At 41.0% G+C, this 12,388-nt stretch carries 9 protein-coding genes and 1 other RNA gene; 3 read left to right on the top strand and 7 right to left on the bottom strand.

Features of this window, described 5'->3' with window-relative positions; all coding sequences use genetic code 11:
• Positions 1–61 precede the first annotated feature (61 nt).
• The gene (locus WG954_RS18730; protein WP_340438360.1) at positions 62–493 is read right to left on the bottom strand and encodes an Hsp20/alpha crystallin family protein; all 432 of its coding nucleotides are present in this window, start codon (positions 491–493) and stop codon (positions 62–64) included.
• Positions 494–699: 206 nt separating this feature from the next.
• On the opposite strand from WG954_RS18730, the gene WG954_RS18725 reads away from it, so the two are divergent.
• Together WG954_RS18725 and rnpB are read left to right on the top strand one after the other, a co-directional pair.
• Complete coding sequence (locus WG954_RS18725; protein ID WP_324231371.1) at positions 700–1,116, top strand: BrxA/BrxB family bacilliredoxin; 417 nt, start codon at positions 700–702, stop codon at positions 1,114–1,116.
• 104 nt (positions 1,117–1,220) lie between these two features.
• Positions 1,221–1,568, top strand: an RNA gene (gene rnpB, locus WG954_RS18720) — RNase P RNA component class A.
• A 41-nt stretch (positions 1,569–1,609) separates the two neighbouring features.
• Here rnpB and WG954_RS18715 read toward each other — a convergent pair.
• The 6 genes from WG954_RS18715 to WG954_RS18690 all read right to left on the bottom strand — a co-directional run bounded on the left by WG954_RS18715 (position 1,610) and on the right by WG954_RS18690 (position 11,533).
• A complete protein-coding gene (locus WG954_RS18715; RefSeq protein ID WP_340438359.1) occupies positions 1,610–2,119 on the bottom strand; it encodes a DinB family protein in 510 nt (169 codons plus the stop codon).
• A 98-nt stretch (positions 2,120–2,217) separates the two neighbouring features.
• Positions 2,218–3,915 carry a S8 family peptidase gene (locus tag WG954_RS18710; protein WP_340438358.1) on the bottom strand — a complete coding sequence of 566 codons (1,698 nt, stop codon included), beginning with the start codon at positions 3,913–3,915 and terminating at the stop codon, positions 2,218–2,220.
• A 171-nt stretch (positions 3,916–4,086) separates the two neighbouring features.
• On the bottom strand, positions 4,087–5,640 hold the full coding sequence (amaB, locus tag WG954_RS18705; RefSeq protein WP_340438357.1) for an L-piperidine-6-carboxylate dehydrogenase: 1,554 nt from the start codon (positions 5,638–5,640) through the stop codon (positions 4,087–4,089).
• A gap of 115 nt (positions 5,641–5,755) precedes the next feature.
• Positions 5,756–7,690 (bottom strand): TonB-dependent receptor plug domain-containing protein, encoded by a 1,935-nt coding sequence (locus WG954_RS18700; protein ID WP_340438356.1) that lies wholly within the window; start codon positions 7,688–7,690, stop codon positions 5,756–5,758.
• A gap of 212 nt (positions 7,691–7,902) precedes the next feature.
• The gene (gene topA, locus WG954_RS18695) at positions 7,903–10,497 is read right to left on the bottom strand and encodes a type I DNA topoisomerase (protein WP_340438355.1); all 2,595 of its coding nucleotides are present in this window, start codon (positions 10,495–10,497) and stop codon (positions 7,903–7,905) included.
• A 193-nt stretch (positions 10,498–10,690) separates the two neighbouring features.
• Positions 10,691–11,533, bottom strand: coding sequence for an alpha/beta hydrolase (locus WG954_RS18690; RefSeq protein WP_340438354.1), 843 nt, complete (start codon positions 11,531–11,533; stop codon positions 10,691–10,693).
• A gap of 65 nt (positions 11,534–11,598) precedes the next feature.
• Between WG954_RS18690 and WG954_RS18685 the strand changes: the two genes are divergently transcribed.
• Complete coding sequence (locus tag WG954_RS18685; RefSeq protein ID WP_340438352.1) at positions 11,599–12,366, top strand: Rossmann-like and DUF2520 domain-containing protein; 768 nt, start codon at positions 11,599–11,601, stop codon at positions 12,364–12,366.
• The last annotated feature ends 22 nt before the right edge of the window (positions 12,367–12,388 follow it).

The following is a 12,388-nucleotide window of genomic DNA, read 5'->3' as shown; positions in this document are numbered from 1 at the left end:
CGCTGTAAAAACAACGGGGTAACCAAAACCAACTGCTCTAAAACAAGCTATATGAAATCTATTACTGAATAGTGATTTTTTTCACTGGTTGTTGCTGTTCTGCTTTTTTAGGCAATAACAATTTCAACAAACCATTTTCGTATTTCGCCTGGATTGCTTCTGCATTGATCTTTTCATCAACAGTAAAGCTGCGTTTAAAGCTTTGGTAGCTAAACTCACGACGAACTACTTTTACATCTTCATTCTTTGCTTCTTCTTTTTTCTCGTAGCTGATAGTTAGTAAACCTTTGTCTACAGAGATCTGGAAGTCTTCTTTGTTGCGGCCAGGTGCGTTCAACTCAAGATGATAAGCATCAGGAGTTTCAACGATGTTTACTGCAGGTGAAAAAAGATTGTTCACTGTTTTACCAAAAGCAGGTAACTCATTGAAAAACTCATCAAAGAAGTTGTTGAGGTTTTTCTGAACGGGGCTGTGCAATTTTACCATTGTCATAGTATTAAAGTTTTATTTGTTTTTAATAATGGTATGGAATCATCAAAGGATGTTCCAGCAGGTTTTTTAAGACTTCATAGCAGTTTTAGAACAATTGTTAGCGACAATAAGTCTGTTTAACTGCAAGCTTTCTGTCAAAATTTCTTTTTTTGCTGATTGAATTTTCAATTCCTGTAGCTTTGCATAAATTTTAAACAATTACAACTATGTATCCAGCAGAAATAGTATTACCCATGAAAGGGGAAATGACCGAAGGTGGTTTTGATGAATTGTTATCAGCAGAGTCGGTTGACAGTGCCTTAACGCAGAAAGGAACGAGTCTCGTTTTTATTAATTCAGTATGCGGTTGTGCAGCAGGTAGTGCAAGACCAGGTGTGTTGATGGCTGTCAATAACAGCACAAAACGTCCTGATCATTTGTTAACCAGTTTTGCTGGCTTTGATATTGATGCAGTGAAAAAGATCCGTGAACATTTGTTGCCATATCCTCCAAGTTCACCCGCAATTGCTTTGTTCAAAGATGGTCAGTTGGTTCATTTTATTGAACGTCACAACATTGAAGGACGTCCCGCTCAAATGATCGCACAAAACCTCATCAGTGCATTCGAAGAGCATTGCAATTGATAAACTTATTTAGTTTTTATTGTGTTGTCCCTCAACTTCGGTTGGGGGATTTTTTCTGGTGTTATGTATGCCATACCTGGTTAAGCTTTTGTATTTTTGCTTTTACTGTAAACTAAGCTATCGTTCCCGTTTCGGCGGGATAGGAAAGTCCGGACAGCACAGAGCAACGTACCGGTGAAGAGCCGGGTGTTTCGAAAGAAGCAACAGAAAGTGCCACAGAAAATAACTACCACACTTGTGTGGAAAAGGTGAAAACGTAGAGTAAGAGCCTACGGGTTATAACAGCAATGTTACAGCAGGGTAAACCTTACGTGCTGAAATGCCACATATACCGTCGCTTGAGAACGGCTCGTTCGATGACGGAGGGTAGGCAGATTGATCCTTCAGCGTAAGTTGTTGGACAGATAAATGATAGCTCACGACAAAATCCGGCTTACAGGTTTACAGTATTTTAAAACATCAGGCTTCCGTTACAACGGAAGCCTGACCTTTTTTATAAGTATCGTTCTTCTAATATCCGTTTATGATGGAGGAAGTGACCCAGTGTTACGAACCCCATTGCATTCACTGTAATGGAGTTGTTATTGGCCATGCCACTGGTATTTAATTCTTTCCAGGAGAAACTATTGAACAGAAACTCGCTGCTCTTACGAACGGCTCTGAACTCATCGGCCAATGATTGTATCGTGCGTTTGCTTACATCAGCAATGGCGGCATATTCATTTTCATCGAAACCGCTTAATGGAGCTGCACTCTGGCGGGCAAACCATAATGCACGGTGTGTGAAAATGCGTTCTGCATCGATCATATGTTGCAGTAATTGTTTCACCGTCCATTTACCTTCTGCATAAGCATGATCGGCTTTTGAATCCGGTATTGATGCAAGAAAAGAATCGAGTACTGCAAATTGATTTTCGAAAGCTTTCTTCACATCATCTTCCTGTACATTCATTACATAGTTGTGATAAAAAGGAGCGTAGTCGTTAGTGGTTGGTCGTGACATGATAATCAGGTTTTGGAATATGCATAACAGCAAACTGTCGTAGATATTGTAAACATAAAAAGAAAACCCGCCGAAAAGCGGGTTTTATATTCAAAGTGTTATCCTTTTTTCGATTTCTTAACTTTTGGTTTTGGTTGCGGCTTAGGCGAAGGTTGTACTGTTTCTTTACGTTCACCTTTTAAAGTAGCAGCAATTTTCACTGCTTCGTATGCGTTCAACAACCCACCTGTGCGACTGAAGTTTGCAAAATCTTCCTTCTCCTCACTGCCGGGTTTTGTAACCTGCATGTTTGGATTTTGTGCACCTTTCTCAATACAATATTTTACCTGCTCCGGTGTAAGATCAGGGTAGTAGGAGAGAATGAATGCAGCCAAACCTGCTACAACGGGGCTTGCCATACTGGTACCCTGTGCAAAACCATATGTATTTCCACCAGGAATGGTTGAATAGATCTTTACACCCGGAGCAAATACATCCACTTCCTTTTTTCCATAATTGCTGAAATCAGCAGCAAGACCACCTGTTTTAGGATCGCCACTTGCACCAACGGTAATAAAGTTGGGAGCTTTCATTTTTGTTTCAACTATGTTTGGGTTAGGATAGTTTTCAGAACTGTCAACATTCTTTCCATCGTTACCTGCAGCATGAACTAACAATACGCCTTTGCTTTGTGCATAGCGTACTGCATCATCAACCCATTTCTTTTGCGGTGAAAAGCTTTTACCAAAACTCATGTTGATCACCTTCGCACCATTATCAACTGCATAACGGATAGCGAGTGCAATATCTTTATCGTGCTCATCTCCATCAGGTACTGCACGGATGCTCATGATGCGTACATCGTTTGCCACACCATCAACACCAATGCCATTGTTACGAGCAGCTGCAATAATTCCAGCCACATGCGTACCGTGGAAAGGAGTGTTGGCCATTACATCAGGGTTGCCATAAAAACGATCGTTGAAATCGTAGTAGTTATCTTTTACAATTTCACCACGGTAATCTTTCGGTGCAATAGTTGGAGCTTCTGCTTTTTTCTCCTGTCCTTTATAATAACTTGTAAATTCTTTGATGATGAATTCGTTGTTGGCATCCATCAACTCAAAACCTTTGAACAACGCAAACATGGTTGATTTTGCATCAGCTTCTTTTGAATTAGCTGGTTTAAATGATGCGAGATCATTACCGGTATATTCAGGTTTAAATTTCAGTTTCAATAAACTATCAGCAAGAGTGGATTTGTTATATAAACCACGCAGGAAGACCACCTGGGTTTGTGCTTCAGTTGAACCATGTTCAATGTCGCCCTGTGCTTTTTTGAAAATGCGGTATTCTTCTTTTTCTATTGCAGATAATTTGCTTTCATCTACTGTTCCACCATATTTTGGTTTCAATGCATGATAAAGGCGGGCAGCTTCATAAGAATCTTCTTTTACATTCTTGCCATCTTTGCCTCCAAGAAAATTCCAGCCAAAGTAATCATCTACATAGCCATTCTTATCTTCGTCAATTCCATTGTTCGGAATTTCTTTTGGGTTTCGCCACAATACCGGTTTCAGATCTTCGTGCAAAGTATCAATACCACTATCGATCACCGCAACGATTACGGTTGTACTTTTCCTGTTTTTCACAAACTCAAATGCCTGGTCCAGGCTGATGCCGTAAAACCCATCTGATGATTTGTTTTTAAGATGCCAGCCTTTAAACTGATCTTCTTTTACAGAAGCCTGGGAGAAGGCACAGATTGAAGAGAGGGCGAATACGGATGTTACAAGCAACAATTTGTTTAACTGCATATGTCTTTCTTATTTTTAAACGATCTGTAAAGTTGCAGCATGTTGGGCAAATAACTATACCGTTTACCCACATTTTGCAGATTTTTTTGACTGAAACAGCCGCCCTCATTGCTTTTAAGGCGTCTGTTAGATAAGTCGTTAAATCTCTTGGTCAAGGCTGTTAACGGATGCTTAAATATCAAACTTAATTCCCTGAGCCAGAGGCAGATTTGTTGAGTAATTGATGGTGTTGGTTTGCCGGCGCATATAATTTTTCCACGCATCGCTGCCACTTTCACGGCCGCCACCGGTTTCTTTTTCGCCACCAAAGGCGCCGCCTATCTCAGCACCGCTTGTTCCGATATTTACATTGGCAATACCGCAATCGCTGCCGGCAACAGATAAAAACTGCTCGGCTTCACGCATGTTCACCGTCATGATGGAAGATGATAAACCTTGCGGCACGCCATTTTGAATGGCGATGGCTTCATCAATGGTTTTGTATTTCAAGAGATAGAGAATGGGAGCAAAGGTTTCGTGCTCCACAATTTTGAAAGTTGGTTTTGCTTCAGCTATGCATGGTTTTACATAACAGCCACTTTCATAACCGGCTCCTGATAATACGCCACCTTCAACAATGAAATGTCCACCTTCAGCTTTGCATTGTTCAATGGCATGCATATAATTTTTTACGGCATCTGTATCGATCAATGGACCCACATGATTGCTTTCATTCAATGGATCACCAATGCTCAACTGTTTATATGCAGCAACTAATTTTTCTTTTACCGTATCGTAAATTGTTTCATGAATAATCAAGCGTCGTGTTGTAGTGCAACGTTGTCCTGCTGTACCAACGGCACCAAACACTGCGCCACGTATGGCAATATTAAGATCGGCATGTTCACTGATGATAATGGCATTGTTACCACCAAGTTCCAATAAACTTCTTCCTAAACGTTGACCAACTGCTGCACCAACTGCTTTACCCATTCTAGTACTTCCTGTTGCAGAAACCAATGGTACACGTGTATCGTTACTCATCCATTCACCAATTTCTCTGCCACCTTGTATTAAACAACTCACACCTTCGGGTACATTGTTTTTAGCAAACACCTCCGCAACGATGTGTTGACAGGCAATACCGCACAACGGTGTTTTTTCTGATGGCTTCCAGATACACACATCACCACAGATCCATGCAAGCATGGTATTCCAGCTCCAAACGGCAACAGGAAAATTGAATGCTGATATAATGCCAACGATACCTAATGGATGCCACTGCTCATACATGCGATGCAATGGACGTTCGCTATGCATGGTCAATCCATGCAATTGACGGGAGAGGCCAACAGCAAAATCGCAGATGTCGATCATTTCCTGTACTTCACCATAACCTTCCTGTAAACTTTTGCCCATTTCATATGAAACCAATCGACCGAGCGGTTCTTTCTTTGCACGTAATGCTTCGCCGATCTGGCGAACAATTTCACCACGTTTAGGTGCAGGCCATGTGCGCCATTCAGCAAATGCTTCCTGTGCTTTTGCAATCACTGTTTCATAAGTTGCTTTATCGGCTGAAGTAACAGAAGCAATTTCTTTTCCATCAACAGGAGAGGAGGAACTGATCAGTTCACCGGTTGATGTTAACCAGTTCACGCCAGTTGAAACTCCATTGTTCTGTTTTTTGATGCCGAGTTGTTGAATAAAATCATGCATACGATCAATCGTTTTTATGGACTGCAAATATCAAGAAATTAGTTTGTATAAAAGAAGGGGTGAGTTTTGACCCACCCCTTTCAAACATTTTTGTGTGAAACACACTGAAACCCCTCCCGGGAGGGGATGAACAGTATAATTGTTATAAGTTGATTTTTACACCACCCATTACCCAACGTGTGGGCATAATACTGCCGAGCAGATCGCTGTAGCGACGGTTGAAAATATTATCGGCCTGTACAAACACACCCAGTTTATCTTTCAATAGAAATAAATCTACACGTGTATTCAAAATAAAATAATCTGCACTGATAGGAACAAATGGCGCTGCAATTGGTTGTGGTCTTCTTGCTTTGAACAAACCATTTGTGCTTACAGCAATCTTTTGGTAGCGGTACATTACATTAAAGTTGATCAGTTCTCTTGCATGGTTAGAAACATACAGCGAAGGAATAGTATCGCTGCTGCGGCTACGCATCCAAACAAAACCAAGCCCACCCGATAGTGAATGTTTATCACTAAACTGATGTGTGTACTGTACATCAGTTTCAACACCAGTAGTGTTTACTTTGCTGATATTATTTGCCAGATAATAATTACCGCCAGGTACAAGATTCACCTGGCGAGGCATATTTGCATAAGGAGTGAAGATGTAATCGATCAGATTTTGCTGAAAGCGTTCGAACCAGGTGGTAGAAATTTTTAATGAAGAGTTGAGATAATAATCAGCGCCCACCTCATAACTCAAGGATGCTTCTGACATTAGGTCTGGATTACCGATACGTTGACCTGATGGAACAGGGTTACGCTGATAGTTGTTAAAACGCTCAGTGAAATCGGCATCTCTGGTTGTGCGACCAACACTTCCACGGAATAAAAATGCTTCGTAACGATAAGATGCATTCAATTGTGGTATCAATTCCCAACCGGCACGTTCATTCCAATCAACACGAAGCGCAGGATTCAATTGCAATGCTTTGCCGATCTTTTGATTCAATACAACAAAAGCACCGGCATTTGATACTTCGTGGTTGCCTCTGTCGTTAGAAACAATTTTTCGGCTGATGAATTGCACGCCAGAGGTAATTGTTGATTTGTCATTGATTGCATAATCGTGCAATGCCAATGCCTGGAACAAAGAAGAGTTGTTCACGTTTGCACTAACAGCTTTGCGAAAACGATATACATCATTTGCTTCCTTATAACCTGCATCAAAAGAAAAGCTATGTTTATTTTTTTTGTGCACGAATTTGAGATGATGCCAGCGGCTGATGACAGATTCCGTTGCTGTGTCACTTAAGAAAGTTGTATAGAAATTCTGTGCATTGAAATCACGGTCATCGTAACCAAAACGATAGGCAACACTTGTATTTTCACCAAGCTTTTGTTTAACAGAACCGGAAATAGTCGTAAGGTTGAAAAAACCTTTTGTACCACGCAGTTGCTGTCCTTTTGTATTGTTGGTAATTACGCCAACAGATGCCGTTGTATTCTTCTGATGAATAAATGCACCGGCTTGTGCATTGAATAAACCAAAATCACCGGCAGTTAATTGTACATTGATCTTATGACCATTGGGTTGTTTTCTATTAGCAAATGTTTTGCTGATGATATGAATTACACCACCCACAGCTTCTGTTCCATAAATTGCAGATGATGCTCCTTTCAATACTTCAATACGATCGATCTCAGCAGGTGAGATGGGAATATAAGAACTGAAGTGACCGGTTAACGGATCATTTAAACGGATGCCATCAAGTATCACCAACACCTGTTGAAATGTACCACCACGGATAGTGAAATCAGCTTGTGCACCCATTGGTCCACGGCTTTGTACTTCCACACCTGGAACATAACGCAGCAATTCATCAATCGACTGTACAGGAAGTTTTTGCAGTGCATCACCTTTAATAATTAAAATATTTCTTCCGGTCTTTGAAGCACTTACCGGCGTTAAAGAAGCTGTAACAGTAATAGGATCTAACTCAATTTCTTTTTCTTTTTCCTGTTCCTGTGCATTACTGTTGAAGAGACTCATGAGGGCAATACTCGTGAGTGAGAGATTTAGCAGTTTCATTCGTTTTAAGTTTATAATCGTCGCAAAGATATAGGTAGTATAAGTGTAAACGGCTGATTTTTGTCAATGAAAAATGCTAATGAATGAGTGTTATTGTAAATGGTAGTTTGCGCAACCGTTTGATTTTTTTAATGTAATAATCACAATTAAAAATAATGAGAATAAAAAAGCCTGTTCGGTTATTGAACAGGCTTTAAGTTGTAATTCTTTTTTTATTTTTTCTTCGCTGCTTTCTTAGTTGCGGCCTTCTTCGTGGCCGCTTTCTTTTTCGTTGCTGCTTTTTTTGCAGCTGCTTTAATTTGTTTCGAGAAAGCTCCCGGCATCTGTGCTTCGATCATTTTCTTAATGTCTTCCACCGGCATTTGTGCTACTTCTTCTGGGGTATATTTCTCACCATCTTTCTTCTTGTCGATCTTCAGCATTTTTTTACCAAAGCGGATGAAAGGTCCCCAACGTCCGTTCTCAACAGCAATATTTTCATCGGGCCAACGAACAATAAAACGATTCGCTTCTTTCTCAACCTTTGCTTCGATCAATTCATTGATATCGTTCGCAGAAAGATTTTCGAAATCATATCGCTTGGGTACATTAATAAACAAACCATCCCATTTAATAAATGGACCAAAGCGTCCTTTGCCTTTTGTAACCGGTTTGTTTTCAAACATGGCAACAGGTGCATCGGCAGTTTGTTTTTCTTTAATGAGTTCTATGGCTCTGTCCATTGTTACTTCCAATGGTTCTTCGCCACGTGGAATAGAAATAAACTGCTCACCAAATTTTACATACGGTCCAAAGCGACCAACATTCACACTCACTTCTTCACCTTCATATTCACCCAACGTCAATGGAAGTTTGAACAGATCCATTGCTTCTTCGTAGGAGATGGTTTCAATACTTTGATTTTTACGCAAGGCCGCAAAACGTGGTTTTTCTTCATCACTCACATCGCCAATCTGCACCATTGGTCCAAAGCGTCCCATACGTGCAACGATCTTTTTACCGCTTTCCGCATCTATCCCTAATTCACGTTCACCTTTAATACGTTCAGCATTTTCGATGGTGTTATCTACATCACGTTTAAACGGACTGTAGAATTCTTCCAGCATGGCATTCCATTTCAACTTTCCTTCAGCAACATCATCAAACTCACCTTCAATATGTGCGGTGAAGCCATAATCCATGATGCTTTCGAAATGCTGTTTCAAAAAATCGGTTACTACCAAACCAAGATCAGTAGGGAAGAGTTTCGATTTTTCTGCACCGGTGTTTTCCTGTTCCATGCTTTTACTTACAGCATCATTCTTCAACTGCAATACACGGAAATCCCTGCGCACACCTTCTTTATCACGTTTCTCAACATAACCTCTTTTCAATACAGTTGAAATAGTTGGTGCATAAGTCGACGGACGGCCAATACCCAACTCCTCGAGTTTTTTTACCAACGATGCTTCGGTATATCTTGGTGCAGGACGGGTAAAACGCTCTGTGGCGTTCATTTCAATAAATGGTAATTGCTGCCCAACTGCTAATGGTGGTAACATGCCTTCCTGCAATTCATCTTCATTCACATCATCATCATCTCGATCTTCACGATATACTTTTAAAAAGCCATCAAACTTCAACACTTCACCTTCGGCTTTTAATTCTTCATTGTTGGTTGAAATAGAAATATTGGCTGTTGTACGTTCCAGTTCAGCATCGGCCATTTGACTGGCCATGGTACGTTTCCAAATGAGTTCATACAAGCGTTTCAGATCCTGGTCTTCAACCGTTGTATTTTCCATGTAAGTGGGACGGATGGCTTCGTGCGCTTCCTGTGCACTTTCATTTTTGTTTTTGAATTTGCGGAACTGGTGATACTTATCGCCATACATACCTTTTATAGTACGTGTAAGATCGCCGAGAGCAGTATCACTCAAACTCACACTGTCGGTACGCATGTATGTGATCTTACCGCTTTCATACAATTTTTGTGCAAGCTGCATAGTGCGGCTTACGGAATAACCAAGCTTTCTGCTTGCTTCCTGTTGTAAGGTTGAAGTGGTGAATGGAGGTGCCGGTGATTTTTTTCCGGGACGCACCTGGATATCTTTTACTTTATAAGTAGCGCCTTTGCAACTGTTCAAAAATTTCTCTGCATCCTCTGCTGCATTTTGCTTTTTCGCTTCGGCTTTAAAAGTCACATTGCGATCGCCCAGATCTTTGGCGGTAAACAGTGCTTCTATTTTAAAGGAAGAAGTGGGAGCGAATGCGTTTATCTCACGTTCACGCTCAGCAATTAAACGAACGGCCACACTCTGCACACGACCTGCACTGAGATTGTTCCGCATACTCATCTTGCGCCAGAGAACGGGGCTGAGTTCAAAACCTACAATGCGATCGAGGATTCGGCGTGCCTGCTGAGCATACACAAGGTCCATATTTACGGTGCGGGGATTCTGCACTGCTTTTTGAATAGCAGGTTTGGTGATCTCGTGGAAAACGATACGCTTTGTCTTATAGGGATCGAGACCCAATACTTCACACAAATGCCAGCTGATGGCTTCTCCTTCACGGTCCTCATCCGTTGCCAGCCATACTTCGTCGCTTTTTTTCGCCAGTGCCCTCAGGTCTTTTACTACCTTTTCTTTTTCATCGGGGACGATGTAACGGGGTTCGAAATTATTGTTGACATCAATACCCATTTCATCTTTCTCCAGGTCACGGATATGGCCGTAGCAACTCTTCACCTCGAAATCTTTTCCAAGGATCTTTTCAATCGTTTTTGCTTTGGCAGGGCTCTCTACTATCAGTAAATTCTTAGCCATAAATTGGTTCCACTAGCCGGTTTTTTTGAGGACATCGGCAGCACAATATTATAAAATGATTGATAAATGCAAGAAAAGAGTGGAGAATGAGGGCTGAATGATGAGTGATGAATGATTGAAAATCAAGTAAGATGTCCACTCAACTGAAGGGTGACCGAACATCATTGGCTTAAGTAAAAGTAGTAGTGACAACTTACAAAAACTCCATAATCGCCCTCTTCACTTTATTGTCTCTATAGATTCGTCGGTGCCCCAAACCTTTGGTAAGCATGAATTGAAAGTTGGGATGATTGTCCAATTGAATTTTTTCAGCATCCGTCCAAGGAGTAACATCATCTTCTTCATCATGTATCCATAACACTTCTGCTTTGATATTTTTAGCCGCATGAAAAATGGATATTTTGTCAGTCGTTCTTCCGCTTTTTTCAAAAATGATCCTCCGCATTTCTTCTTTTACATCATCATCTATTTTTAAGAATGAAGCAAAGCTGTTGATGGCACTTTCGGTTTCTGTTGCAGGCGCAATCAATACCAGCTTTTTATTTTCCTGGTATTCCAGTTCTTCCATAAAGAGTGAAAGGGCCAATCCGCCGAAAGAATGTGCAATAAATGAATGAATAGGGCCGAATTTTTCATACACAGCTTTAATCGAATCCCTGTACTGGAAACCGTTGATGGTTTTGCCGCTGCTGTCGCCATGTGCCGGAGCATCAAACGCAATTACTTCATAACCTTTCTTCACCAAAGGCATTACAAAGTGATCGAACTTTTTTACAGTAGAAGAGAAGCCATGCAGAATGAGAGCTTTTTTAGGTTGCGGATGATTCCAACGATAACCCACTAACTGGTAGTTCTCAAATTTCAAATGCAGTTTCTCTGCTTTATCAAAAACCGCCGGGGCCTTCTTTTTATTCGATATATAAGGTGTGCAGAATAGTTCGAATGCTTTTTCAGCTGCTTTGCGTTTTGATAGTTTGGCGAACAGTTTCAGCTTTGCCTTGTAATAACCGATCACTAATTTCTGGGCGAGTTTCATATTTCGGTAATACTGTTTTACTTTGTTGCAAATTACTTCTTCCGTTTCATTAACTGTTGCATTGTATGAACATTGTTCTTCTTGGTTCGGGCAATACCGCCACTGTGCTTGCTAAAATGATCAAAAAAGCAGATCACACAATTGCGCAGGTGTGGAGTAGAAATGCTGCACATGCTGAAGTGCTTGCTGCCAAAGTAAATGCAAAAGCCATTAGTTCGTTAGAAGATATTACTGCAGAAGCAGACATCTGTATCATGGCGGTAACTGATACTGCAATTCCTGAGCTGGCAAAACAGTTGCATTTGAAACGGAAGATATTGGTGCATACTGCCGGCAGTGTAAACAAAGACGTGTTGCGAAACAGTTCCCCTAATTATGGCGTGCTGTATCCTTTGCAAAGTCTGCGTAAAGAAATGATCGTTATACCGCCTGTTCCTTTTCTGGTTGATGGAAATTCTGATGAAGTAAATGTGTTACTGGCCGATTTTGCTGCTTCCTTTTCCGATAACGTACAACCCGCCGATGATGACACAAGATTAAAGATGCACCTGGCAGCAGTGATGGTGAGCAACTTCACCAATCATTTATATGCTTTGACTGAGGATTATTGCAAAGACCGTCATCTTGATTTTAAATTGCTGCATCCACTTATTATTGAAGTTGCCTGCCGCTTAACCCAGGGTCGTGCAGTGGATATGCAAACAGGTCCGGCACGCAGGGGCGATGAGGAAACCATTAAAAAGCATTTGTTGCTGTTGGAGATCGATGAGCATCTTCAGGATCTTTACCACGAACTTTCGGAAAGCATAAGAAGGCTGTATCGAAAAAAGTAAGAACTTCGGCCGCAACAACTAC

Origin of the sequence: Lacibacter sp. H375, assembly GCF_037892425.1 — a bacterium.
Classification (GTDB): Bacteria; Bacteroidota; Bacteroidia; order Chitinophagales; family Chitinophagaceae; genus Lacibacter.
The sequence above is the reverse complement of the archived record's forward strand: the minus strand, read 5'-3'. Positions and strand labels throughout refer to the sequence as shown.